This window comes from Psychrobacillus sp. NPDC093180 (genome assembly GCF_044754065.1).
Lineage (GTDB): Bacteria > Bacillota > Bacilli > Bacillales_A > Planococcaceae > Psychrobacillus.
The window spans coordinates 52,856-77,711 of the sequence record NZ_JBIVOJ010000005.1; the positions used below are offsets into that span (position 1 = coordinate 52,856).

The following is a 24,856-nucleotide window of genomic DNA, read 5'->3' on the forward strand; positions in this document are numbered from 1 at the left end:
GAACGCCGCGTCCTGCGGCAATGCCTGAGTGACCTACATCCTGTAGGCATAATGCCTCCGGCGGATGTCACAAATTTTTGAATTGAGCCCGAAGCTCAATTTAAAAATTTGGACGCAATTACGCCGAGGCGAAATTGATTAAGTTTGAAATGAGGAAATGACATGGCAATTTTACCAATAGTTACACACCCAAATGAAATACTGACGACGAAATGTCGCGAAGTAGAGGTTTTTGACCAAAAGTTAGCGACATTATTAGATGATATGTATGACACGATGATTGCTTCTGACGGAATAGGAATCGCAGCACCACAAGTCGGAGAGACGATTCAAGTAGCAATTGTTGACCTTGGAGAAGGGCAAGAAGTAATCGAAATGATTAACCCGGAAGTCGTAGAAGTCGGCGGCTCTGAAATAGAAGTGGAAGGTTGTTTAAGTTTTCCTGATCTTTATGGTGAAGTTGAACGTCCTTTTTATGTAAAAGTAGAAGCACAAGATCGAGATGGTGCTTTGTATGAGTTAGAGGCAGAGGATTATGAAGCAAGAGCTATTTTACACGAAATCGATCACCTACATGGTGTTTTATTTACATCTAAAGTTATTCGATATGTAGATTTAGAGGAATTGGAGAATGAGGAGGAAGAAGCATGACAAATATTGTTTTCATGGGGACACCTGCATTTTCAGCGCCAATACTAAGAATGCTTGTCGAAGAAGGCTATAACGTTCTAGCGGTGGTGACACAGCCGGATCGACCAGTCGGCAGAAAAAAAGTGTTAACTGCTCCTCCTGTTAAAGAAGAAGCTTTAAAACTAGGATTACCGGTAATCCAGCCGACTAAGTTAAAAGGCTCAGCAGAACTGGAAGAAATTATTGCACTAAACCCCGATTTAATCGTCACAGCTGCTTTTGGACAACTATTACCGAAAGAGCTACTCGATGCACCAGAACTTGGTTGTATTAATGTACATGCTTCACTATTACCAGCATACCGCGGAGGGGCACCGATCCATCAAGCAATTATTGATGGGCAAGACAAAACGGGCGTAACGATTATGTACATGGAAGAAAAACTAGACGCTGGGGATATTATTTCACAAAGCGAAATCTCCATTGCTCATACAGATGATACTGGATTACTTTTTGAAAAGTTAAGCAAGGTTGGCTCTGATTTATTGAAAGAAACTTTACCATCCATCATTTCGAAAACGAATGATCGAGTAAAGCAAGATGAGTCCCAAGTAACATTTGCTAGAAATATCTCGCGCGAGCAAGAGAGAATCGATTGGAACAAATCGGCTCTTGCTATACACAACCAAATCCGTGGTTTACACCCATGGCCTGTAGCGTATACAACGCTTGAAGGACAAACAGTAAAAGTGTGGAAAGCAGATACGATACAGGTAAAGACAAAAGAATTACCAGGAACGGTTGTGAAAATTGAATCGGATTATTTTGTTTTACAAACAGGCTTGGAAGAAGCAATTCGAATAAATGAATTACAGCCAGCTGGAAAGAAGAAAATGTCCGCAGAAGACTACTTGCGTGGCGTTGGTTCGAAATTGCGAATAGGGGATACTTTTGAATGACAAAAAAACAAGAAAAAATTTGGACAGGCAATGTTCGAGATGCAGCACTGAACATACTAATGGCGGTTGAAAAACAACAAGCATATAGCAACTTATTACTACATCAAACGATTGAAAAATATAAAATCGATGATAAAGACCGCGCATTATTAACCGAGTTAACCTATGGAACACTCCAATATAAAATGACATTAGACTATTATTTGGAGCCATTCATTAAAGGGAAATTAGATGATTGGGTCAAGCAATTACTGCGTCTTTCTTTATATCAGATTCATTACTTATCTAGAATTCCAGATCATGCAGCGGTAAACGAGGCAGTGAATATCGCGAAAAGAAGAGGTCATAAAGGAATTTCAGGAGCCGTAAATGGTATTCTTCGTTCTATTTTAAGAGAAGGTGTCCGTTCAACAGAAGAGATAAAAGATGAATTGGAGCGGCTTTCGATTGAAACAAGTCATCCACTTTGGATGGTCAAACGATTCGTCTCCGAATATGGGTTTGAGACAACAGCGAACATGTTAAAAGAAAATAATGAGCAACCTGTCACTACGCTTCGTGTGAATTTATTTAAACGTACAGTAGATCAAGTACTACATTTATATACTCAAGAAGGATATGTCGTTGCTCGTAGTGAAGTAATCCCTGAATGTATTTATTTGTTTAATGCGCAAGCGGCGAAAACGACTGCTTTTGAGAAAGGTTTCGTCACGATCCAAGATGAAAGTTCGATGATTCCTGCATATGCACTTCAAGCAGAACCTGGTATGACAGTGCTCGATATGTGTTCAGCTCCTGGTGGAAAAACGACGCATATCGCAGAGAAAATGCGAAATACTGGTAAACTTGTAGCGATGGATATTCATGAACATAAGTTAAAGCTTGTGAAAGAAAATGCTGCTAGACTTGGGTTCGATTTTATCGAAACAATGCAAATGGATGGTCGTAAATCTTCAGAGTCATTCCCAAAAGAATCATTTGATCGTATATTGGTTGATGCTCCATGTAGTGGTTTAGGGGTCATGAAGCGTAAGCCGGATATAAAATACACGAAAAATGAAAAAGATTTTGCAACGCTTAAGCCAATTCAGTTGAAACTACTAGATGAGGCTTACACGCTGTTAAAACGAGACGGACTTTTGGTGTATAGCACTTGTACGGTAGACCGGGAAGAAAATGAAGGAACAGCCAAGTTATTTTTAGAGGCGCATCCTGATATGGAACTTCAGCCTTTCCCTAACGTTATTTCAAGTATTAAAGAACAAGAACAGGAAGGAATGCTCCAACTTTTCCCGCAAGATTTAAGAAGTGATGGATTTTTTGTTGCAATTTTCAAGAAGAAGTAAGATTCTTAAAGGAAAAATTGTATTTTCTTTTCATTCTAAAAGAGGTGATGGAAGAAATGAAGTTCGTTGTTGAAACTGATGTTGGCTTGAAGAGGACGGTCAATGAGGACCGGGTGGATGTGTTCGTCCGCGATGATCATCGAATACTTGCCGTTGTTGCTGACGGTATGGGTGGTCATAATGCGGGAGATGTGGCAAGTGAGTTAGCGATATCTGAGTTCAAAAAGTATTTTACGACCTATAATCCCGCTGTAATAAAAGCAATAGATTGGCTCACTTATACATTCCAATCGATTAACCAATCCATTGCTAGACATTCGGCAATGAATGCAGGTTGCGAAGGGATGGGAACTACATTAATTGCTGGCTTATTTGAAAAGCAAAAAGGAATCGTTGCACATGTGGGAGATAGTCGAGTTTATCAAATTACTAAGGAAAAAGTGAATCAAATTACGCGAGACCATTCTTATGTAAATGTATTAATCGATTCAGGAGAAATTAGTGAGGAACAGGCAAAAACACATCCAAAGAAAAATGTATTGATGAAAGCAGTTGGTACAGAACCAACCATTCAACCTGATTTTTACGAAGTAGAATTTGTTCCTAACTCTTATTTTCTTTTTTGTTCGGATGGATTAAGTAATAAATTAACCGAAGACTTTATACAATCTCTCCTCTACTCGGATAAAACGCTCCAAGAAAAGGCGAGTCAATTAGTAAAGGAAGCTATACAATCTGGTGGGGAAGATAATATTTCATTAGTCTTATTATCAAACAATGAAGAGGAGGTGTAAGGATGTTAATAGGCAAACGAATTAGCGGCAGATACAAGTTGCTTGAAATGATAGGTGGAGGCGGCATGTCCAATGTATATTTGGCGCATGACATGATTTTGGACCGCGATGTGGCAATCAAAATTTTACGCTACGATTTTTCCAATGAAGAAGAATTACACCGTCGTTTTCAACGCGAAGCATTATCTGCAACAAGCCTTACACACCCCAATATAGTGAATATATACGATGTAGGGGAAGATGGTGATATACATTATATTGTCATGGAGTATGTCAAAGGAGAAACATTAAAACAATACATACAACGGAATGCTCCGGTTTCACCTATAAAATCCGTAACGATTATGAGACAGCTTACTTCCGCTATTGCTAATGCACATAATAATCATATAATTCACCGAGATGTTAAACCTCAAAATATATTGTTGGATGAAGAGGAAAATATTAAAATTACGGACTTTGGAATTGCAATGGCCCTTAGTGCAACTTCTTTTACACAAACAAATTCTGTATTAGGAACGGTCCATTATTTATCTCCCGAACAAGCACGCGGGGGAACGGCTACGAACCAATCCGATATCTATGCATTAGGGATAGTATTGTTTGAACTACTTACCGGTCAACTACCTTTTTCTGGAGAATCGGCCGTATCTATTGCACTAAAGCACTTGCAGTCGGAAACGCCTTCTATTCGTGCGATTAATCCTGCAATTCCACAAAGCTTAGAAAATGTGGTTTTAAAAGCAACTGCAAAAGATCCAAAGTATCGATATCGTACAGCAGAAGATATGGAAGCGGATTTAGCAACTGCTCTATCACCCGAAAGAGCGGGAGAACCAAAATTTGTGGTAGCGATGGATGATGATGCTACAAAAGTTTTACCCGTTATTAAAGAACCTGTTTCTTTTGAAGAAGTTTCGGAAACGAAAAAGATTCCTGTTGCAACTGAAACAGGAGTAGTAGAAGACGTAAAGCCGAAAAAAAAGGGGAAAAAAAGAAAGATAATTGGCGCAATAATAGCAAGCATCGTAGTGCTTGCATTGCTAGTTATTATCGTATTCCCTGGATTGTTTAAACCGAAAAAAATTGAAGTGCCGGATGTATCTAAGCTAGAGGTTGACCTAGCTATTGAACAGCTAGAAGCAGAAGGGTTCAAAATCGGTGAACAAACACTAGAGTTTTCGGAAGATATTGAAGAGGATCACGTCATTCGGACAACACCTGAAGCAGGTAAAATGCGGGACAAAGATACAGAAATACATTTGTTTGTCTCATCAGGTAAAGAAACCTCTGCGATCGGAGATTATGTTGGTCAAGATATTGATCAAGTGAAAACACTACTTCAAAATCAAAAATTGCTTGATATTGATGACGAAGAAGAAAGATTTGACTCAAAACCTGCTGGAACGATTTTAGAACAAACTCCAGCCGGTGGAACCGAAATTGTACCAGATGAAACAGTATTAAAATTTGTCGTAAGCAAAGGTCCTGACTTAAGAACGGTAAATGATCTAACGAATTACAATGAAAAAGCATTAAAGGATACGGAAAAGTCTTCAGGTTTTAAAATTCAAATAGCTGGGAAAGAAAACTCTGATACTATTCAAAAAGGAAATGTTATTAGCCAAGATCCAAAACCGAATGCCAAAGTAGCACCCGGCAGTACAATCAAAGTCGTCATTTCGGACGGACCAAAAGCTAAGCCGACTAAATTTTATGCGAAAACAGTTACAATTCCATATACGCAACCAAATCCAAATGAAGAAGAATCTGAGGATGGACAAGAGGAAGAAGAAATAGAAGAGCAACCACAAGTGGTACGTATTTATATACAAGATAAAACAAGAACCCTTGAAGAGCCGGCAGAGGAATTTGTTTTAACCGAAACGACACAAAAACAACTTAAATTTGAAATTAGTGAAGGACAAAAAGCAGTCTATCGTATTCTGGTGAATTCAAATGTAATTGTAGATGAAACGATTGCTTATGACGATATTTAAAGGAGGCTTCGGATGCCACAAGGTCAGATTAGAAAAGCATTAAGCGGATTTTATTATGTATATGATGATGGAAAGATGATTCAATGCCGTGCTAGAGGAGTTTTCAGAAACAGAGGGGAATCTCCTTTAGTAGGTGATTTCGTAGATTATACGGTGGAGGGAGAAAATGACGGTACGATTACCGTCATTCATGAACGCAAAAATAATTTGGTTCGCCCGCCAATTGCCAACATAGATCAAGCGATTTTAGTATTTTCGATAAAAGAACCAGATTTCAATACCATCTTATTGGATCGCTTTTTAGTAGTGCTTGAGTCATTCTATATCGAACCAATCATTTGTTTAACGAAAAGTGATTTAATGGACGAACAAATGGAAAAAACGATGGATGCTTATATAAAAGACTATGAACAAATCGGTTATCAAGTATTGATGACATATAAGGATGATCCAGCTTTTGATGAAAAAATAGCACCGCTACTAAAAGATAAAACGACCGTACTTGCAGGTCAATCAGGTGTCGGTAAATCTACACTTTTAAACACGATTTTACCTTCTCTAGATTTAAAAACGGGTGTTATTTCCAATGCATTAGGCCGTGGAAAACATACGACAAGGCATGTAGAGCTGATCGAAGTTTGTGGCGGTTTACTCGCTGATACACCAGGTTTTAGCTCATTTGAGTTTGACCTGATGGAAAAGGAAGAGCTGTCTAAATGTTTTCCTGACTTTGTGGAAAAACAAGATGCGTGTAAATTTAGAGAATGCCTGCATGTAAAGGAACCGAAATGTGCAGTAAAAGAAGCTGTGGAATCAGGCGAGATTAAGGAATATCGATATAAGCATTATTTACAGTTTTTCGATGAAATAGTAGAAAGAAAGCCGAGGTACTAATTATGGTAAAAATAGCTCCATCTATCTTAGCAGCGAATTTCGCAAAACTGGGAGAAGAAGTATTAGAAGTTGAAAAAGCAGGCGCAGAATTGATTCATATCGATGTCATGGATGGTCATTTCGTACCAAACATTACGATGGGACCAATCGTTGTGGAAGCATTACGTCCGCTTACAAAATTGCCGCTCGATGTGCATTTAATGATTGAAAATGCAGACCAATATATCGAAGCATTTGCAAAAGCAGGTGCTGACTATATTACAGTTCATGTGGAAGCTTGTCCTCATTTACATCGAACAATTCAGCTGATCCGGTCATTTGGTGTTAAACCAGGTGTAGTACTAAATCCACATACACCAATTGAAACCATTCAACATGTGCTGGAAGATATTGATATGGTGCTCTTTATGACTGTTAACCCAGGCTTTGGAGGCCAAAAATTTATTCATTCGGTCGTTCCGAAAGTGAAACAGTTAGCAGATATTATTCGAGAACGAAGCCTGTCTATTGAGATTGAAATCGATGGTGGGATTAATGAAGAAACGATAAAACCTTGTGTCGAGGCAGGAGCAACTATTTTGGTGGCGGGATCTGCTATTTATAACGCACCTGATAAAGGAAAAGCTTTACAAGCGATTAAAGAAGCTGGTATAAGCGTATTAGCGAAATGAAACGGGTAATAGTTTGTTCTGGGGGGCCAGTCGAGGAAGTTGTTGATTTTGAACAGCTTCCTCTTTTAGAAGAAGAGACTGTTTTTATCGGAGCTGATCGAGGCGCCCTTCATTTATTGGAAAGAGGAATCACACCTACTGAAATTATCGGGGACTTCGATTCGCTTACAGAAGAAGAATTAAAGTTCGTAAAGCAACAAATAAGTGAGGTCACAGTGCTCCAAGTAGAAAAAGATGAGACGGATACCCATCTAGCCATTCAAAAAGCACTTACATATGAACCGGACGAAATTATATTAACGGGAGTTACTGGTGGTCGATTAGATCACTACGAAGCGAGCTTGCATGATATATGCCGCTTTCAAATAGACCATTCGAATATTCATTTCTCCATTCAAAACAATCAAAACATCATCCGATTTTTGTTGCCGGGAAGCCATGCAATCGAGCAAGACGACCATTACAAATACATTTCTTTTTTTTCTTTCGGTGAAAAAGTAGAGAAAATTTCTTTAAATGGTTTTCTCTACAATGTCACGGATGAAAATATTACAGCGGGTACAGCAAAATTTACTAGTAATGAACTAAAAGGACGAACAAGTACTATCTCTTTTATAGCTGGCATATGTTTAATGATAAGAAGCAGTGACTAAAAGGGGAGGAATTGTGTGAAGGTCTACACATTTAGATTGCCTAAATCCGTCAGTAGTTTGATGAAAGTTTGTATTCGTTTGTTTAAAAAAGAAGAAGTAAAGAAGTGAAATACTTAGTGGACTCCAAATATATTTGGGGTCTTTTTTTGAACTTTCGTCTGTGTATTTAATAACTATGCGGGAATTAGATGCTTTGAAAGAGGATCTGGCTGCTCATTAGGTGAATGGATCGTTTTAGTTTAAATAAATTTGAGGGAAAATAAAATAACACCAAACCGACAATTGTCAGCTTGGTGTTAATTACGAGTGCGATTAAACGCGCTCAACTTTTCCTGATTTTAAAGCTCTAGCAGAAACCCATACACGTTTAGGTTTACCATCAACAAGGATACGTACCTTTTGAAGGTTTGCTCCCCACGTACGTTTGTTAGCGTTCATAGCGTGTGAACGAGCATTACCAGTACGAGCTTTACGCCCAGTGATTGCACATACTTTTGGCATTATATTTTCCTCCTCTTAAAAGAAGCTGAAAGATTTTTCAGTTCGATATTTCACATACTTTAATAATTTACCACAGACTTTTGCTATGCGCAAGCCTTATCAAGAAAAAAACCTTTACAGACAAAAACTGTACACTTTAAGAAAAGAGCGTTTTAGGGAGTTTCCACTAGCCTTCGCGCTTGCTTTACTTTGCATTGCATAGAGGAGTCTCATACAACGGATTATGCGGGTTAAGCGCTCATAATTAATAATGCTAGTTATTTAGCGTCACTGTTTAACATTAAGACTTAGAAAGTATTTGCAACTACTAAGTTCCAGTAAATGGTATAACTCAGCATAGCATCGTGCGAACGCGATAAAACCATACTCCAACAAGATAAAGTAAATATAGCGGAATCTCTTTGTATAGTAATCCTAAATAATGTCCATTAATATCCGCGTCTCACTCCAAGTAAACTTGTGTTATGAAAAAATGAGTGCTCTCAGGGGTAAATTGGTTGCTTTCAGAATGCCATTGATTGCTCTCGGCAGTAGTTTGGTTGCTCTCAGACTAGAACTGGTTGCTTTCGACAGCTGTTGGTTGCCCTTAGCCATTTATTGGAGATACTTATTATGCAACTACTTAATTGGAGGTATTTAGTGCGGGGGCGCGAGTCTCGCTACCGGAAAGCGAAGCGCCGACGTGCTAAATTTAAGCGCTCGCTTTCTTCAACATACTACCATACAGTTTCCCCAAACATTGAATCTATAGACGAAAAGAAACGTTTCTTTTATAATTTCAATGGATGTAGTACAATTATGGGTAGTCAAAAAGACTTGGGAGGTTTCAACATGTCAATTGAATTGAAAAACGAATTCGGACAAATTGATATATCGCAAGATGCAGTTGCTCAAATTGCTGGCGGGGCTGCGATTGAGTGCTATGGGATCGTTGGTATGGCCTCAAAGCACCAAATAAGAGACGGACTAACAGATATATTGAGAAAAGAAAACTTCACAAAAGGTGTAGTTGTGAGACAAGAGAAAGAGAATCTACATATTGATATGTATATTATTGTAAGTTACGGAACGAAGATTTCTGAGATAGCTTATCAAATACAATCGAAAGTGAAATACACACTTAACAAATCTCTTGGAATGTCAGTGGAATCCGTAAATGTATATGTACAAGGAGTCCGCGTGGCAAACGTGTGAATAAGGAGAGAACATAATGAAATTAATTAATGGAATTCAATTTGCGGATATGGTCAAGATGGGAGCGCATCATCTTTTTCAAAACGCAGATTATGTAGACGCACTAAATGTGTTTCCAGTACCGGACGGGGATACAGGAACAAATATGAATCTTTCCATGACTTCGGGTGCAAAAGAAACTGCTGCGCATACAGGAGAGCATGTCGGGAAAACGGCACAAGCCCTATCTAAAGGATTACTTATGGGGGCACGTGGTAATTCAGGTGTAATTTTATCGCAATTGTTTAGAGGTTTTGGAAAATCGGTGGAGAGTTATGACACTTTGAATGCCAAACAATTTGCACAAGCATTGAACTATGGGGTAGAAACTGCATATAAAGCAGTGATGAAGCCTGTCGAAGGTACTATCCTAACAGTGGCAAAAGATGCTGCAAAAAAAGGTGTTGAAGTAAGTGAAACAGAGGATGACATTCGTACGTTAATGGCAGAAGTTGTGGAAGAAGCGAAACAATCGTTAAACAGAACTCCTGATTTATTACCAGTGTTAAAAGAAGTAGGTGTAGTAGATAGTGGTGGGCAAGGGCTTGTTTTCGTCTATGAGGGCTTTTTGGCTAGCTTGAGAGGGGAAGCGCTTCCTGAAAAAACGGTTGCTTCTTCGATGGACGATTTAGTAAGTGCAGAGCATCATAAAAGTGTGCAAGGATTTATGGATACGGCAGACATTGAATTTGGTTTCTGTACCGAATTTATGGTCCGTTTAGAAGAAGGTAAAAAAGCATTTGACGAGACACAGTTTCGTAATGATTTAAGTGCCTTCGGAGATTCTTTATTAGTCATTTCAGATGAAGAAGTAGCGAAAATCCATATTCACTCGGAAACACCAGGCGACGTATTAACATATGGTCAGCAATATGGTGATTTGATCAAAATTAAAATTGAAAATATGCGCGAGCAACACTCGGAAATCGTAGGCGATGATTTCGCTAAAGAAGCGCCTTCGAAAAAACAAGAGGTACATCCATACGCTGTAGTTACAGTTGCCATGGGAAGCGGCGTTTCAGACCTGCTTAAAAGCTTAGGTGCATCTGCTGTCATCGAAGGTGGTCAAACAATGAATCCTTCCACAGAAGATATCGTCAAAGCAATTGAAGCTGTTGGAGCAGAGCGCGTATTAATATTACCTAATAACAAAAATATCGTGATGGCTGCTGAGCAGGCGGCAGAAGTGTTAGGAATCGAAGCTGCTGTTGTACCAACAAAAACAATCCCACAAGGAATGGCAGCTATCTTAGCATTCAATCCGCAGGCAACTGTAGAAGAAAATCAAAAAAATATGACAAACGCGTTTGCGCATGTCAAAACAGGACAAGTTACTTTTGCGGTACGTGACACGTCAATTGATGGTGTGGAAATTAAAAAAGATGACTTCATGGCACTTGCAGAAGGGAAAATTATTTTATCAAACCCTTCTCGAGAAGAATCTGCAACAAGCTTAGCAAAAGCATTGATCGATGAAGATGCAGAAATCGTTACGATCATTTACGGGGAAGAAGTTTCAGAAGAAGAAGCAAATGCTTTTGCTACATTCATCGAGGAACAGTATGAAGATGTTGAAGTGGAAGTTTATAACGGTAAACAACCTCTTTATCCATATATTTTATCTGTCGAATAATACGATGCCACGGGAAAAAGAAGTTCCCGTGGTATTTTTATGCACTAGGAATTTAAAAATGTTAGAGCCCGTTAGATTGTTTTGGTAGCGTGCATTGGTTGAGTTGTCGCTTTCAACATACTGATAAGTTAACGAATTCCATGAATTATTCCTATATGCTATATCAGATTAGTAAATGTTGGAACGTAATGTAGCGGCTGGAGGCACAGTTTGCGCTTGAAAGCGAATACCGGCGCGATAAATCACAGTGTATGTTGTTTCATATTTTTTCAAGTAAGTAGCAAGGAAAGAAGACAGAGAGGTTACTCTAGTTTAATCCTTTTGTTAATTTAGTATTTTAGGTGTAAAATAGAAGATAAATATAATAGTCAACTGGAGGTCTATGCATTGAAATTCAAATCCGTTTTTGACATAATTGGACCCGTTATGATTGGACCATCCTCTTCCCATACGGCAGGAGCAGCACGAATTGGTCGAGTGGCAAGGGATTTATTTGGAAAACAGCCTACATGGGCAAAAATACATTTATATGGATCTTTTGCAGAAACGTATAAAGGACATGGTACAGATGTGGCCATAATTGGCGGATTGCTCGATTATGATACATTTGATGAGCGCATTAAAACGGCTTTTGAAGATGCGGAAAAATTAGGGCTTACTTTTGAGTTTATACCGGAGACGGCAAATACAGAGCATCCAAATACCGCGCGCATCGTTATTGGCGATGGCCAGCAGGAAATGTCCATGGTTGGTATCTCTATTGGTGGTGGGAAAACTGAAATTACCGAGTTAAATGGATTTCCATTACGACTTTCTGGTAATTTAGCAGCCATTTTAGTAGTGCACGAAGACAGATCTGGTTGTATTGCAAATGTAGCTAATTGTTTAGCGAAGTACGATATAAATATTGGTCATATGGAAGTTTCTCGAAAAGAAAAAGGAAATATGGCGTTAATGGTTATAGAAGTGGATCAAACAGTGGATGAGCAAATACTTGAGGAAATTGGTAAACTACCGAATATTACACAAGTAACGAGAATAGCAGATTAAGGGGGATGTCAGATGGATGTGTTATTTCATAATGTTCGTGAGTTAGTAGATAGAGCGAATAGTGAGCAAAAGCTCATTTCAGAAATTATGATAGAACAAGAAATGTTAATCACAGGTCGTTCCCGTGAAGAAATTATGGCTCAAATGGATCGTAATTTGACTGTCATGGAAGAAGCGGTTGAAAAAGGATTGAATGGTGTTCGCTCTACTTCCGGTTTAACTGGAGGAGATGCAGTACTTCTTCAAGCTTATATGAAAAAAGGGAATACTTTATCTGGGGAGTTAATGCTAGATGCTGTCAGTAAAGCGGTAGCTACAAATGAAGTAAATGCGGCAATGGGAACTATTTGCGCTACTCCAACTGCAGGTTCTGCGGGAGTTGTACCAGGTACTTTATTCGCCGTGAAAAATAAATTAAATCCGACAAGAGAACAAATGATTCGTTATTTGTTTAATGCGGGAGCATTCGGGTTTGTTGTTGCGAACAATGCTTCGATTTCTGGGGCGGCTGGTGGCTGTCAAGCAGAAGTAGGGTCAGCAGCGGGAATGGCAGCGGCAGCAATTGTAGAAATGGCTGGTGGAACACCGGAACAAAGCTCTACTGCATTTGCGATCACGTTAAAAAATATGCTTGGTTTAGTTTGCGATCCTGTAGCGGGATTAGTAGAAGTTCCTTGTGTGAAGCGAAATGCAATGGGTGCTTCGAATTCATTGGTGGCAGCTGATATGGCGCTAGCTGGTGTCACTAGTCGTATTCCTTGTGATGAAGTAATTGACGCAATGTATAAAATTGGACAAACAATGCCAACTGCTTTAAAGGAAACAGCTCAAGGCGGTTTAGCGGCAACTCCTACTGGAAAATGGTTAGAGGCGAAAATTTTCGGCGGAGCAGTTGTCACTAGTGGTAACTAAAAAAGATGAGTTAGTAACTTCCTTAAAAGGAGTGGGAAGTGGATCTGCTAACGCATTGCGAGAACTCGGTATTGAGACTTTAGAAGATTTAGTGATGACTTTTCCTTACCGACACGAGGATTTTCGATTAAAAAATATAGCAGAAACACCACATAATGAGCGTGTTACTGTAGAAGGAAGGGTCGAAAGTGAGCCTTCCTTACTTTTTTTAGGGCAGAAAAAATCTAGGATGCAAGTTCGTTTATTGGCGGGACAGCATCTGATTAAAGCAGTATTTTTCAACCAAGCATATTTAAAAAATAAAATAATTCCAGGATCCATCGTTACCGTAACTGGTAAATGGGATCGAGGTAGACAGGTTATTAATGTGTCTGCTTTTTCAGCAGGTCCTAAAACAGATCAACAAGACTTTGAACCGGTTTATTCGTTAAAAGGTTTAATAAGCCAAAAGGTCTTCCGTAAATTTATGCGTCAAGCGTTAGATGAAGTGAATGGTCATTTAATAGACCCTTTACCAGAATCGATAAAGGGTCCTTATCGACTGCCGGATATATCGGAAGCATTGGAAGGGATACATTTCCCTCAAAATGTAGAGCATTCGAAAAATGCACGAAGACGCTTTGTGTATGAAGAATTGCTCATTTTTCAGTTGAAAATGCAAGCAATAAAAAAAGCTCGCAAAGAACAAAATGTAGGAAATAGTATAGCATTCGATAATGAAAAACTGAAAAAGTTAATAGAAACATTGCCGTATGAACTAACAAACGCACAAAAAAGAGTCGTAAATGAGATTTGCCGTGATTTGAAAGAACCACATCGGATGAATCGATTACTTCAGGGAGATGTAGGTTCTGGTAAAACGATTGTGGCGGCGATTTGTTTGTATGCAGCAATTACAGCCGGGTATCAAGGTGCGCTGATGGCGCCTACAGAAATTTTGGCTGAACAACATGCCAGCTCTTTAGATGAGTGGCTAGCACCAATTGGTATCAAAATTGCTTTGCTTACAGGGTCGACCAAAACGAAAGCTCGTCGAACAGTACTTGAAAACTTAGAAGCAGGAAATATCGATTTATTGATCGGAACACATGCTTTAATACAGCCAGATGTGGTATTTAAACAGCTTGGCTTAGTAATTACGGATGAACAGCATCGTTTTGGTGTCGAGCAAAGAAGAGTATTAAAAGAAAAAGGCGAAAATCCAGATGTATTGTTTATGACGGCAACTCCTATTCCAAGAACTTTAGCCATTACTGCTTTTGGAGAAATGGATGTCTCTATTATCGATGAAATGCCCGCTGGCCGTAAAAAAATAGATACATATTGGATGAAGCAAGAGCAACTCCATAAATTGATCGTTCGCTTAAAAGCGGAATTGGCAAAAGGAAGACAAGCCTATATTATTTGTCCGCTTATCGAGGAATCGGAAAAGTTAGATGTTCAAAATGCAGTAGATGTGTACAATATGATGGCAGCTGAACTGGGCGCTGATTATTCGGTTGGCCTCATGCATGGTCGCTTACACCCGGATGAGAAAGACGAAGTGATGCGTAGCTTCTCAGATGGAGAAGTGAAAGTACTCGTTTCTACCACAGTTGTGGAAGTTGGTGTGAATGTGCCCAATGCGACATTTATGATTATTTTTGATGCGGAGCGTTTTGGCCTTGCACAGCTTCATCAGCTCAGAGGTCGTGTAGGCCGTGGGGAGCATCAATCGTATTGTATATTACTAGCTGATCCGAAATCAGAAGAAGGAAAAGAGCGCATGATGTCCATGACCGAAACAAATGATGGGTTTGTTTTAGCAGAAAAAGATTTAGAACTAAGAGGACCTGGAGACTTTTTCGGTCGAAAGCAAAGCGGTTTGCCCGAATTTAAAATGGCAGATCTTGTGCATGATTATCGAGCGCTTAATACGGCAAAGGTGGATGCTGAGAAGCTTTTAAGCTCGGATGAATTTTGGGAGTCCGAGGAAATGGAAGCTCTCCGAACCATTCTTATCCATTCAAAAGCGCTAGATGGAGAACGTATCGATTAAAAAGAATGCGAGATGGATGTGAATCTATTCTTGCATTCTTTTTTTAATATTTATATACTGATATTAGTACCAAGTGCTAAAATGGTGGTGATTGGATGAAATACACTAAAAAAGACAGACAGCAACTACTTCTAGAGACATTAGAGAAAAATCCATTTATCACAGATGAACAATTGGCTTCGACCTTTAACGTAAGCGTTCAAACGATTCGTCTTGATCGAATGGAGTTATCTATCCCTGAATTACGTGAACGAATAAAATCAGTAGCGGCACATAATTTTGGAGAAGAAGTTAAGTCACTTCCGCTAAATGAGGTAATTGGAGAAATTATCGATATCGATTTAGATAAACAAGCTATTTCTATATTGGATATTACCCAAGACCATGTATTTGCAAGAAATGGCATTGCAAGGGGGCATCACTTGTTTGCACAAGCAAATTCCTTAGCTGTAGCTGTTATAAATGATGAATTAGCACTTACTCGAAAATCTACGATTACGTTTGTGAAACCTGTTAAAGCAGGAGATAGAGTAATTGCAAAAGCAGTCGTTCTATCTAGCGATACAGAAAAAAATAGTACGTTAATCGAAGTGACTAGTAAAGTAGAAAATGATACCGTTTTTATCGGTCAATTTAGTATGTACCGAGTAACAAAGTCTTAAATAAAGGTGATGACAAATGAAAATTTCCATTGATGCAATGGGGGGAGATAATGCCCCGCATGAAATTGTAAAAGGTGTATATGAAGCGCTACAAGCTTTTGATGATATTGAAATCCAATTGTATGGGAACGAACAACAGTTAAATCCCCTCCTTAAAGTACATGACCGATTAAAAGTAATCCATACCGAGGAAGTGATAGAAGGGACGGATGAACCTGTACGTGCCATTCGAAGAAAGAAAAATTCTTCCTTAGTCAAAATGGCTGAATCTGTGAAAAACGGTGAATCAGATGCTTGTGTGTCAGCTGGGAACACAGGTGCATTAATGGCTGCTGGTTTGTTTGTTGTTGGACGTATTGACCAAGTAGATCGTCCGGCGCTTGCCCCTACTTTGCCGACGCTCGATGGAACAGGATTTGTTATGCTGGATTTAGGAGCAAATTCAGATGCAAAGCCGGAGCATTTAGAGCAGTTCGCGGTTATGGGAAGTGTCTATGCGGAAAAAGTTCGTGGCATTGCAAACCCTCGTGTAGGACTATTAAATATCGGTACAGAAGATATAAAAGGAAACGATTTAACAAAAGCTGCATTCGAATTATTGAAAAATGCACCGATTAACTTTATCGGCAATGTAGAGTCTCGGGATTTGTTAAATGGCGTTGCAGATGTAGTCGTAACAGATGGTTTTACAGGTAATATGGTTTTAAAAACAATTGAAGGTACGGCATCAAGCATTTTTACTCTGCTGAAAGAAGCGTTTAATACTTCTACCAAAACAAAACTCTCTGCTTTATTAGTAAAAGACCAGCTTCGTGGATTGAAAAACAAGCTAGACTATACGGAGTATGGTGGTGCGGGATTATTTGGTTTAAAAGCGCCTGTTATTAAAGCGCATGGTTCTTCCAATGCGAACGCTATTTTCCATGCAATCCGCCAAGCAAGAACGATGGTGGAGTACGACGTGTGTGGAATTATTCATAGTACATTAAGAAAGGAATTATCCAATGACTAAAATTGCATTTATTTTTCCAGGACAAGGCTCCCAATCTGTTGGGATGGGTCAGCAACTGATTGAAAGTAACGAAGATAGTAAAAAATATTATGAGCAAGCGGATGAAGTATTAGGATTTTCTTTATCGAACATTATGCTAGAAGGTCCAGCGGAGGAATTAACAAAAACTTACAATGCGCAACCTGCTCTACTGACAACTAGTACAATGGTTGCGAAAAAATTGTTAGATGCGGGCATCACTCCAGATTATACGGCTGGGCACAGTCTAGGAGAGTATTCTGCACTTGTAGCTTCAGGTGTAATGAGCTTTGAAGATGCTGTTTTATTAGTTCATAAAAGAGGACTTTTTATGAATGAAGCAGTACCTGCTGGAGAAGGGGCAATGGCTGCTATTTTAGGGCTAGACAAAGACTCGTTAATCGACGTAACGAAAGAAGTGTCTGCAAATGGCGAAACTGTACAAGTAGCCAACCTAAATTGCCCAGGGCAAATCGTTATTTCTGGAACTGCTACTGGAGTGGAAGAAGCTTCTGCTAAAGCAAAAGAAGCTGGTGCGAAAAGAGCAATCCCATTAGTAGTAAGCGGGCCATTCCATTCTGAGTTAATGCGACCAGCAGCAGCTAAATTAGATGATGCCATCTCTTCGCTTGACTTAAAAGAAGCGGAAATTCCAGTTATTTCGAATGTAACCGCACTTCCGGTGACTGAAAGCGCGACTATTAAAAACCTATTAGTGGAGCAGCTTTATTCACCTGTACGATGGGAAGAATCCATCGGGAAAATGATCGATCTTGGTGTCACTACATTTATCGAATGTGGTCCAGGAAAAGTATTAAGTGGATTAGTGAAAAAAATCGATCGTTCTGTTACGACGTATTGTGTACATGATGAGGAATCATTGCAGCAAGTAATGGACTTGTTAGGAGAGAATGTAAATGGGTAAATTAGACGGAAAATCAGCAATCGTTACAGGAGCATCTCGCGGGATTGGAAAAGATATTGCGCTATACCTAGCAAAAGAAGGTGCAAAAGTTGCGGTTAACTATAGCGGAAGCAAAGAAAAAGCAGAAGCGGTAGTAGAAGAAATCAAAGCACTTGGTGGCGAAGCATTTGCGATTCAAGCAAATGTAGATCAATCAGAAGATATTAAAGAATTGGTGAGTGCTACACTTGAACAATTCGGTTCGATTGATATTCTAGTAAATAATGCAGGTATTACACGCGATAATCTACTAATGCGTATGAAAGAGCAAGAATGGGACGATGTGCTTAATACGAACTTAAAAGGCGTATTTTTATGCACGAAAGCTGTCACAAGACAAATGATGAAGCAACGTGCTGGCCGTATTATTAATATTACGTCCATTGTTGGTGTATCAGGTAATCCAGGGCAAGCGAATTATGTAGCGGCTAAAGCTGGCGTTATTGGATTAACCAAAACGTCTGCACTAGAGCTAGCAAGTCGTAATATAACGGTGAACTCTGTGGCACCAGGATTTATCACAACAGATATGACAGATGCACTTCCGGAAGAAGTGAAGGCACAAATGTTGAGCCAAATCCCGCTTGCTAAGTTTGGTAATACAGAAGATATTGCAAAAGCAGTTGCGTTTTTAGCTTCCGATGATGCAAACTATATTACAGGACAAACATTACATGTAAACGGCGGAATGTTCATGTAATCTCCTCTTTCATTAGACGAGAGAATTTTGTATAATCATTGAGGGGAGGTGACTAATGTGTCAACAGTATTAGAACGCGTAACAAAAGTAATCGTGGATCGTCTAGGTGTAGACGAAAGCGAAGTGAAACTAGAAGCATCTTTCCGTGATGATCTAGGTGCTGACTCCCTAGATGTAGTTGAATTAGTAATGGAACTGGAAGATGAGTTCGATATGGAAATTTCAGATGAAGATGCTGAAAACATTTCAACTGTAGGTAGTGCAGTTAGCTATATTGAAAGTAAACAAAGCTAATGACAAATAGCGAAAAGAGACGTTCTATTATTCCAGGTGAATAAGTAGGACGTCTCTATTTCTTTTTGCACAATGCTTTATAAACAGGTAAACTTAAAAGCATACGTGAAAAAGTGAAAAAAGTGAGGAAGGCAGATTATTCATGAAAGTAAATCGCAAAAATAATCAAATCAGAAAAGCAGTATTCTCTGAAAATGTAAAAGAAAAGTTTGAACAGTTTCAACAGCATTTTCAAATTCAATTTAATAATCCAGCACTATTGTATCAAGCCTTTACCCATTCATCCTATGTGAATGAGCATCGACGGAAATTTTTTGCCGATAATGAACGCTTAGAATTTCTTGGTGACGCCGTATTAGAATTATCTGTTTCCCAATATTTGTTTCAACAATATACAATGATGAGTGAAGGGGAGTTAACAAAGCTCCGTGCGGCAATCGTTTGTGAGCCTTCACTTGTGTTATTTGCTAATGAGTTAAACTTTGGTAAATATGTATTGCTTGGAAAAGGAGAGGAACTAACAGGCGGACGAGAAAGACCGGCGTTACTTGCAGACGTGTTTGAGGCGTTTGTTGGCGCATTATATTTGGATCAGGGGTTAGATGAAGTCGTCTCCTTCTTACAAAAAATTGTCTTTCCGAAAATAGAACTCGGTGCTTTTTCGCATGTGATGGATTATAAAAGTCAGTTACAAGAGGTTGTTCAACAGCATAATAATGGAACACTAAGCTATGAAATTGTAGAGGAAAAAGGACCGGCGCATAATCGTACGTTCGTTTCGCGTGTCTTACTAAACGCGAAAGAATTAGGTATTGGTAAAGGTCGTTCCAAAAAAGAAGCAGAGCAACAAGCAGCAAGACTAGCAATACTTGCAATAAAGGATCAAGAACAGGGGGAATAATCATTGTTCCTTAAAAGATTAGAAATTATTGGTTTTAAGTCATTTGCAGACCGAATTGGTATAGATTTTGTACCGGGAGTTACAGCGGTTGTAGGTCCAAATGGTAGTGGAAAAAGTAATGTGACCGATGCAATACGTTGGGTACTAGGGGAACAATCTGCTAAATCATTACGTGGTGCGAAAATGGAAGATGTTATTTTTGCAGGAAGTGATTCTAGAAAAGCCCTAAACTTTGCTGAAGTTACATTGATACTAGATAACTCGGACAATTTAGTTTCGCTTGATTTTGCAGAAATTAGCGTAACTAGAAGGGTTTTTAGATCCGGCGATAGCGAATATTTATTGAACAAACAATCATGCAGGTTGAAGGATATTACCGATTTGTTTATGGATTCTGGTCTTGGAAAAGAAGCTTTCTCCATTATTTCACAGGGCCGGGTCGATGAGATTTTAAATAGCCGTCCGGAAGATAGAAGAACTATTTTTGAGGAAACTGCTGGAGTACTAAAATACAAGCAGCGTAAAAAGAAAGCAGAATTTAAACTGATCGAAACAGATGATAATTTAAATCGTGTACTAGATATATTACATGAACTAGATGGTCGGATGGAGCCTTTACAAATTCAGTCTTCTCTTGCATCTGACTATTTACGAATGTCCGAGGAGCTAAAAGGTATTGAGATTGCTGTAATTGCACATGATTTACGATTATATGTTCAAGAAAATGCTACATTACATAGTAAATTACAAGCGATGGAAGAAACAAAACAATCACTTTTAGAACAAATTCATAAGATGGAAACTTCCATCCAAAAAGATCGAAAAACAATGTCCCAAATAGACGAAAAGCTAGACGCTGAACAAAGTGAACTAGTTGAGACAAGCTCTGAACTAGAACGGTTAGAAGGTCGTAAGCTTTTACTCGCAGAAAAGCAGCATAATGCAAGTCAGCAAATTTCTCAGCTAAGAAAGGCATTAGAAGAGGAACAAGAAAAGCTTGTTTCTTTTGAGCGCCAATTAAAAGAAAATAATGTTTCTAAATCAGAAAAACAACTTCTGTTAAAAGAGCTTCGTGCTAAAAAGCATCAAATTGATCTTGTATTAAGTAAATCTGCCTCGGAAGTAGAAGATGAAATAGAAGAGTTGAAAAGTACGTATATTGATCTATTGAACGAAGAAGCAACGATGAAAAATGAAATGAAGCATATGGAGCAGCAATTGCATTTTGAACATGTTTCTTCTGAAAAAATGATTGAAGACTATCGCGACATAAAAGAAGAGTTAGAGAAACTCACTGCCCGTAAACAGGAATTAGACAAATTGCTAGCAACCTGTCAAAAAGAATTAGAACAAAAACTAAATGACTTTGGGCAGAAGAGAAAAGCATCAGAACAACTAGAGACGACATTTGAAGAGCAGCAAACCATGCTTCAGAAAGCGTATCAAATGAAGCATCAAATGCAGGCAAGAAAAGACTCGCTAGAAGAGCTAGAATCTGAGTTCTCCGGATTTTTCCAAGGAGTAAAAGAAGTATTAAAGGCTAGAGACAAAAAGGAATTACAAGGAATTCATGGAGCTGTAGCAGAGCTGATCCAAATACCACATGAATACATGAATGCAATCGATACGGCTATTGGCCAACAATCTCAGCATATTATTACAGATACGAGCCAAGATGCACGAATGGCGATTGAATGGCTGAAAAAGAAAAGGGTTGGTAGAGCAACATTTTTACCACTCCAAGTGATGAAGTCTCGTAAATTAAACGAGCATACTTTAGCTTCGATTAGCGGACATCCATCATTTGTCAATACAGCGGATAAGCTTGTAAACTATAGCGATGGCTATCAAATTATTGTGGAAAATTTACTTGGCAGTATTATTATTGCAAAAGATTTAAAAGGCGCAAATGAAATGGCGTCTCGTTTACAGTATAAATACCGATTTGTCACGTTAGACGGAGATGTCGTCAATGCAGGGGGATCACTGACCGGTGGTTCGGTTAAACAGCAATCATCGCTATTTACACGTAAAGCAGAGTTGGATCAACTAAATGACAAGCTTATTGAACTAGAAAAGTCTGTATATCAGGCAGAAAAAGCCGTTTCTTCTAGGAAGCAAGAAGTTCAGCAGCTAAAAATTGAGTTAGAGGAAACTCGCCTTGCAGGTGAGACATTGCGAGGAGAGGAACTTCGACTACTTTCCGAAACGAGAGAATGTGCCGCTATCATTTCTAGACTTACACATCAATTACTAGAATATGATGAGGAAAAAACGGAAAAAAATCATTTACAAGAGAACCTAGTTCGTAAAAAAGAACAAACTGCAATTAGAAATGCGGAGATTAAGGAATCATTAGCTACTATTACTCAAACAATTGACCAACTACAATTGTTGAAACAACAATCGATTGAAGAAAAAGATAAGTTTCAAAATGAACTTGGGGAGCTACTATCTCATATCGCTGTCGTAAACGAACAAGTTTCCCAGCAAGAAAAAGAAAAAGCGCAGCTGGAAAGCTCCATTTTGACGAGTACCCAAAAAGTGGAGTCATTACAAAAAGAAATTGCATGGTATGAAAATGATGAACAAGGTGGTACTTCTGCAGAAGAGCTTGTTTTACTGATCGGTCAATTGAAAGAGAAAAAGGATCAATTGATCGAACAAATTCAGTCTGGCAAAACAAATAGGCTGGACCTTGTGCATCAAATAAGTAAATTCGAGCATACCTTGAAATCTGTACAAACTGAAGCAAACCTTCATGCAAATGTGGAACGAGAACTAGAGATTAAGCTAAGTAAGCTAGAAGTAGAGATGCATACTTTACAAAATCATCTAGAAGATACGTATGAAATGACTTTAGAAGAGGCTGAACGCGATTTCCCGTTTGATCTAGAAGAAGATTTGGCTCGCAAAAAAGTGAAGCTATTAAAACTTTCTATTGAAGAGCTTGGACCGATTAATTTAGGATCCATTCAAGAATTCGAACAGGTCAGTGAACGTCATGCATTTTTGACTGAACAAAGAGAGGATTTGCTCTCTGCTCAAGAAACATTGCATGAAGTGATAAAAGAGATGGACGAAGAAATGACGATTCGTTTTGAAACTACCTTCCAGGAAATACAGAAACATTTTAAAGTAGTATTCCGTGAATTATTCGGTGGTGGGCAGGCTGACCTTATCCTTACGGACCCAACTTCATTACTAGATACTGGTATTGATATTATCGCTCAGCCTCCAGGTAAGAAATTGCAAAACCTTTCCTTGTTGTCAGGTGGGGAGCGGGCGCTTACAGCGATTGCTTTGTTGTTTGCTATTCTCCATACAAGACCAGTACCATTCTGTATTTTGGATGAGGTAGAAGCGGCGCTAGATGAAGCAAATGTCACTCGTTATAGTGAATACTTGAAAAAATTCAGTCATGATACACAGTTTATCGTGATTACCCATCGAAAAGGAACGATGGAAGGCGCGGATGTTTTGTATGGTATTACGATGCAAGAATCCGGAATTTCTAAATTAGTTTCTGTTAAACTAGAAGAACAATTAGTGACGTAAAGGAGTTTATACGGATGAGTTTTTTTAAAAAGCTAAAAGATAAAATGCTTGGTACGACAGAAGAAGTCCAAGAAACGGTTACGGTAACAAACAAGTTTAAAGAAGGATTGGCTAAAACGAGAAACCAATTTACATCTAAAGTAAATGATCTTGTTGCAAAGTATCGTAAAGTAGATGAAGAATTCTTCGAGGAATTAGAAGAAATTTTACTGCAAGCGGACGTTGGTTTTGAAACTGTAGACGAGCTAATGGAAGCATTACGCTTTGAAGTACAGCGTAAAAATATAAAAGACACAGCAGGAATTCAGTCAGTTATTTCCGAAAAGCTAGTAGAAATTTATGAAGCTGGCGAAGAGAATATAACGGAACTCCAATTGGAAAACGAAGGATTATCGGTTATTTTATTTGTCGGAGTAAATGGTGTGGGAAAAACTACTACAATTGGAAAACTTGCACATCGTCTAAAAGGAGAAGGAAAAAAAGTAATGCTTGCTGCCGGAGATACATTCCGTGCAGGAGCTATTGACCAACTTCAAGTTTGGGGCGACCGAGTAGGTGTAGAAGTGATTAAACAAGCAGAAGGCTCTGACCCAGCTGCAGTTATGTACGACGCTATTAGAGCAGCAAAAAATAGAAATGCAGATGTATTAATATGTGATACTGCAGGTCGTCTGCAAAATAAAGTTAACTTAATGAATGAATTAGAGAAAATTCATCGCGTTATTTCTCGGGAAATACCGAACGCTCCGCATGAGGTATTACTTGCTTTAGACGCTACAACAGGTCAAAATGCATTGGTGCAAGCGCAAACTTTTAAAGAAGCTACAAATGTTACAGGTATCGTATTAACTAAGTTAGATGGTACTGCAAAAGGTGGTATTGTGTTAGCTATTCGTACGAAGCTGCATATACCGGTTAAATTCGTTGGGCTTGGTGAACAAATGGATGACTTACAACCGTTTGATGCGGAGAAATATGTATATGGACTTTTTGCAGAAGGTCTAGAGCATGAAAGTGAAAATGAATCAGACAAGTAATTTTACTTGACAGATGCATCGGCAGTTACTAAACTAGAGAATGACAATTGAATAGGAGAGATGGAAATGATTGAAAAAACAACTCGTATGAATTTTTTATTCGATTTCTATCAAGCTCTATTAACCGATAAACAAAGAAGCTATATGCAGCTTTATTATTTAGATGATTTATCACTTGGAGAAATAGCAGAAGAATATGATATTTCGAGACAAGCAGTTTATGATAATATTCGGCGAACAGAGGCAATGCTAGAAGAATATGAAGAGAAGCTTAATCTGTTTACGAAATTTGAAAAACGGCAAGAAACGATTGATGAGCTATTGCTAGTAGTAAAAGATCAATCATCTGAAGAAACACTGATTCAACTCATTAATCAATTAAAAGAATGGGATTAG

General features: G+C 38.7%; 24 protein-coding genes. 23 read left to right on the plus strand and 1 reads right to left on the minus strand.

The features are described 5' to 3' along the window. Window positions 1–162 precede the first annotated feature (162 nt). Genes def through spoVM form a run of 9 tightly spaced genes read left to right on the plus strand, consistent with a single transcriptional unit; the run spans window position 163 to window position 8,055 of the window. Window positions 163–651, plus strand: a complete 489-nt coding sequence (gene def, locus ACIP9W_RS08775; RefSeq protein WP_400788290.1) for a peptide deformylase — start codon at window positions 163–165, stop codon at window positions 649–651. Further along, the gene (gene fmt, locus ACIP9W_RS08780) at window positions 648–1,589 is read left to right on the plus strand and encodes a methionyl-tRNA formyltransferase (RefSeq protein ID WP_400788292.1); all 942 of its coding nucleotides are present in this window, start codon (window positions 648–650) and stop codon (window positions 1,587–1,589) included. Before def ends, fmt begins: the two co-directional genes overlap by 4 nt. Continuing rightward, window positions 1,586–2,935 (plus strand): 16S rRNA (cytosine(967)-C(5))-methyltransferase RsmB, encoded by a 1,350-nt coding sequence (rsmB, locus tag ACIP9W_RS08785; RefSeq protein ID WP_400788294.1) that lies wholly within the window; start codon window positions 1,586–1,588, stop codon window positions 2,933–2,935. Before fmt ends, rsmB begins: the two co-directional genes overlap by 4 nt. 56 nt (window positions 2,936–2,991) lie before the next feature. After that, window positions 2,992–3,729, plus strand: a complete 738-nt coding sequence (locus tag ACIP9W_RS08790; RefSeq protein WP_400788296.1) for a Stp1/IreP family PP2C-type Ser/Thr phosphatase — start codon at window positions 2,992–2,994, stop codon at window positions 3,727–3,729. Between the two features lie 2 nt (window positions 3,730–3,731). Further along, window positions 3,732–5,729 (plus strand): Stk1 family PASTA domain-containing Ser/Thr kinase, encoded by a 1,998-nt coding sequence (pknB, locus tag ACIP9W_RS08795; RefSeq protein WP_400788298.1) that lies wholly within the window; start codon window positions 3,732–3,734, stop codon window positions 5,727–5,729. Window positions 5,730–5,741: 12 nt separating this feature from the next. Next, window positions 5,742–6,623: a ribosome small subunit-dependent GTPase A gene (rsgA, locus tag ACIP9W_RS08800; protein WP_400788300.1), complete on the plus strand. Its 882-nt coding sequence runs from the start codon at window positions 5,742–5,744 to the stop codon at window positions 6,621–6,623. A gap of 2 nt (window positions 6,624–6,625) precedes the next feature. Next, a complete protein-coding gene (gene rpe / locus ACIP9W_RS08805; protein ID WP_400788303.1) occupies window positions 6,626–7,294 on the plus strand; it encodes a ribulose-phosphate 3-epimerase in 669 nt (222 codons plus the stop codon). Continuing rightward, a complete protein-coding gene (locus tag ACIP9W_RS08810; RefSeq protein ID WP_400788305.1) occupies window positions 7,291–7,947 on the plus strand; it encodes a thiamine diphosphokinase in 657 nt (218 codons plus the stop codon). Before rpe ends, ACIP9W_RS08810 begins: the two co-directional genes overlap by 4 nt. Before the next feature lie 15 nt (window positions 7,948–7,962). Next, on the plus strand, window positions 7,963–8,055 hold the full coding sequence (gene spoVM, locus ACIP9W_RS08815; RefSeq protein WP_142537722.1) for a stage V sporulation protein SpoVM: 93 nt from the start codon (window positions 7,963–7,965) through the stop codon (window positions 8,053–8,055). 204 nt (window positions 8,056–8,259) lie between these two features. On the opposite strand, the gene rpmB is transcribed toward spoVM, so the two are convergent. Then, window positions 8,260–8,448, minus strand: coding sequence for a 50S ribosomal protein L28 (gene rpmB / locus ACIP9W_RS08820; protein WP_142537723.1), 189 nt, complete (start codon window positions 8,446–8,448; stop codon window positions 8,260–8,262). An 831-nt stretch (window positions 8,449–9,279) separates the two neighbouring features. Here rpmB and ACIP9W_RS08825 point away from each other — a divergent pair. The 14 genes from ACIP9W_RS08825 to ACIP9W_RS08890 all read left to right on the plus strand — a co-directional run bounded on the left by ACIP9W_RS08825 (window position 9,280) and on the right by ACIP9W_RS08890 (window position 24,856). Beyond that, window positions 9,280–9,642: an Asp23/Gls24 family envelope stress response protein gene (locus tag ACIP9W_RS08825; protein WP_142537725.1), complete on the plus strand. Its 363-nt coding sequence runs from the start codon at window positions 9,280–9,282 to the stop codon at window positions 9,640–9,642. 16 nt (window positions 9,643–9,658) lie between these two features. After that, on the plus strand, window positions 9,659–11,314 hold the full coding sequence (locus tag ACIP9W_RS08830; RefSeq protein WP_400788308.1) for a DAK2 domain-containing protein: 1,656 nt from the start codon (window positions 9,659–9,661) through the stop codon (window positions 11,312–11,314). A gap of 387 nt (window positions 11,315–11,701) precedes the next feature. Then, on the plus strand, window positions 11,702–12,364 hold the full coding sequence (gene sdaAB, locus ACIP9W_RS08835) for an L-serine ammonia-lyase, iron-sulfur-dependent subunit beta (protein WP_282245445.1): 663 nt from the start codon (window positions 11,702–11,704) through the stop codon (window positions 12,362–12,364). 12 nt (window positions 12,365–12,376) lie between these two features. Continuing rightward, window positions 12,377–13,276: an L-serine ammonia-lyase, iron-sulfur-dependent, subunit alpha gene (gene sdaAA, locus ACIP9W_RS08840; RefSeq protein ID WP_400788310.1), complete on the plus strand. Its 900-nt coding sequence runs from the start codon at window positions 12,377–12,379 to the stop codon at window positions 13,274–13,276. Next, window positions 13,266–15,314 (plus strand): ATP-dependent DNA helicase RecG, encoded by a 2,049-nt coding sequence (gene recG / locus ACIP9W_RS08845; protein ID WP_400788313.1) that lies wholly within the window; start codon window positions 13,266–13,268, stop codon window positions 15,312–15,314. Before sdaAA ends, recG begins: the two co-directional genes overlap by 11 nt. Window positions 15,315–15,409: 95 nt before the next feature. Next, window positions 15,410–15,976, plus strand: coding sequence for a transcription factor FapR (gene fapR, locus ACIP9W_RS08850; RefSeq protein ID WP_142537730.1), 567 nt, complete (start codon window positions 15,410–15,412; stop codon window positions 15,974–15,976). A gap of 16 nt (window positions 15,977–15,992) precedes the next feature. Next, window positions 15,993–16,988: a phosphate acyltransferase PlsX gene (gene plsX, locus ACIP9W_RS08855; protein WP_400788316.1), complete on the plus strand. Its 996-nt coding sequence runs from the start codon at window positions 15,993–15,995 to the stop codon at window positions 16,986–16,988. Continuing rightward, window positions 16,981–17,931 (plus strand): ACP S-malonyltransferase, encoded by a 951-nt coding sequence (fabD, locus tag ACIP9W_RS08860; protein ID WP_400788318.1) that lies wholly within the window; start codon window positions 16,981–16,983, stop codon window positions 17,929–17,931. Before plsX ends, fabD begins: the two co-directional genes overlap by 8 nt. After that, window positions 17,924–18,670, plus strand: a complete 747-nt coding sequence (gene fabG / locus ACIP9W_RS08865) for a 3-oxoacyl-[acyl-carrier-protein] reductase (RefSeq protein ID WP_093263359.1) — start codon at window positions 17,924–17,926, stop codon at window positions 18,668–18,670. Before fabD ends, fabG begins: the two co-directional genes overlap by 8 nt. A 57-nt stretch (window positions 18,671–18,727) precedes the next feature. Continuing rightward, on the plus strand, window positions 18,728–18,964 hold the full coding sequence (gene acpP, locus ACIP9W_RS08870) for an acyl carrier protein (RefSeq protein WP_142537734.1): 237 nt from the start codon (window positions 18,728–18,730) through the stop codon (window positions 18,962–18,964). A 142-nt stretch (window positions 18,965–19,106) separates the two neighbouring features. Beyond that, a complete protein-coding gene (gene rnc / locus ACIP9W_RS08875; protein WP_142537735.1) occupies window positions 19,107–19,865 on the plus strand; it encodes a ribonuclease III in 759 nt (252 codons plus the stop codon). A gap of 3 nt (window positions 19,866–19,868) precedes the next feature. After that, complete coding sequence (gene smc, locus ACIP9W_RS08880; RefSeq protein ID WP_400788321.1) at window positions 19,869–23,423, plus strand: chromosome segregation protein SMC; 3,555 nt, start codon at window positions 19,869–19,871, stop codon at window positions 23,421–23,423. Window positions 23,424–23,437: 14 nt separating this feature from the next. Beyond that, window positions 23,438–24,460, plus strand: a complete 1,023-nt coding sequence (ftsY, locus tag ACIP9W_RS08885; RefSeq protein ID WP_400788323.1) for a signal recognition particle-docking protein FtsY — start codon at window positions 23,438–23,440, stop codon at window positions 24,458–24,460. Window positions 24,461–24,526: 66 nt separating this feature from the next. Beyond that, the gene (locus ACIP9W_RS08890; protein WP_229677260.1) at window positions 24,527–24,856 is read left to right on the plus strand and encodes a putative DNA-binding protein; all 330 of its coding nucleotides are present in this window, start codon (window positions 24,527–24,529) and stop codon (window positions 24,854–24,856) included.

Excerpts from the sequence above, each read along its gene's own strand:
- def (WP_400788290.1), top strand. The coding sequence starts at position 163 with ATGGCAATTTTACCAATAGTTACACACCCAAATGAAATACTGACGACG.
- fmt (WP_400788292.1), top strand. The coding sequence starts at position 648 with ATGACAAATATTGTTTTCATGGGGACACCTGCATTTTCAGCGCCAATA.
- rsmB (WP_400788294.1), top strand. The coding sequence starts at position 1,586 with ATGACAAAAAAACAAGAAAAAATTTGGACAGGCAATGTTCGAGATGCA.
- ACIP9W_RS08790 (WP_400788296.1), top strand. The coding sequence starts at position 2,992 with ATGAAGTTCGTTGTTGAAACTGATGTTGGCTTGAAGAGGACGGTCAAT.
- pknB (WP_400788298.1), top strand. The coding sequence starts at position 3,732 with ATGTTAATAGGCAAACGAATTAGCGGCAGATACAAGTTGCTTGAAATG.
- rsgA (WP_400788300.1), top strand. The coding sequence starts at position 5,742 with ATGCCACAAGGTCAGATTAGAAAAGCATTAAGCGGATTTTATTATGTA.
- rpe (WP_400788303.1), top strand. The coding sequence starts at position 6,626 with ATGGTAAAAATAGCTCCATCTATCTTAGCAGCGAATTTCGCAAAACTG.
- ACIP9W_RS08810 (WP_400788305.1), top strand. The coding sequence starts at position 7,291 with ATGAAACGGGTAATAGTTTGTTCTGGGGGGCCAGTCGAGGAAGTTGTT.
- rpmB (WP_142537723.1), bottom strand. The coding sequence starts at position 8,448 with ATGCCAAAAGTATGTGCAATCACTGGGCGTAAAGCTCGTACTGGTAAT.
- ACIP9W_RS08825 (WP_142537725.1), top strand. The coding sequence starts at position 9,280 with ATGTCAATTGAATTGAAAAACGAATTCGGACAAATTGATATATCGCAA.
- ACIP9W_RS08830 (WP_400788308.1), top strand. The coding sequence starts at position 9,659 with ATGAAATTAATTAATGGAATTCAATTTGCGGATATGGTCAAGATGGGA.
- sdaAA (WP_400788310.1), top strand. The coding sequence starts at position 12,377 with ATGGATGTGTTATTTCATAATGTTCGTGAGTTAGTAGATAGAGCGAAT.
- fapR (WP_142537730.1), top strand. The coding sequence starts at position 15,410 with ATGAAATACACTAAAAAAGACAGACAGCAACTACTTCTAGAGACATTA.
- plsX (WP_400788316.1), top strand. The coding sequence starts at position 15,993 with ATGAAAATTTCCATTGATGCAATGGGGGGAGATAATGCCCCGCATGAA.
- fabD (WP_400788318.1), top strand. The coding sequence starts at position 16,981 with ATGACTAAAATTGCATTTATTTTTCCAGGACAAGGCTCCCAATCTGTT.
- fabG (WP_093263359.1), top strand. The coding sequence starts at position 17,924 with ATGGGTAAATTAGACGGAAAATCAGCAATCGTTACAGGAGCATCTCGC.
- rnc (WP_142537735.1), top strand. The coding sequence starts at position 19,107 with ATGAAAGTAAATCGCAAAAATAATCAAATCAGAAAAGCAGTATTCTCT.
- ftsY (WP_400788323.1), top strand. The coding sequence starts at position 23,438 with ATGAGTTTTTTTAAAAAGCTAAAAGATAAAATGCTTGGTACGACAGAA.
- ACIP9W_RS08890 (WP_229677260.1), top strand. The coding sequence starts at position 24,527 with ATGATTGAAAAAACAACTCGTATGAATTTTTTATTCGATTTCTATCAA.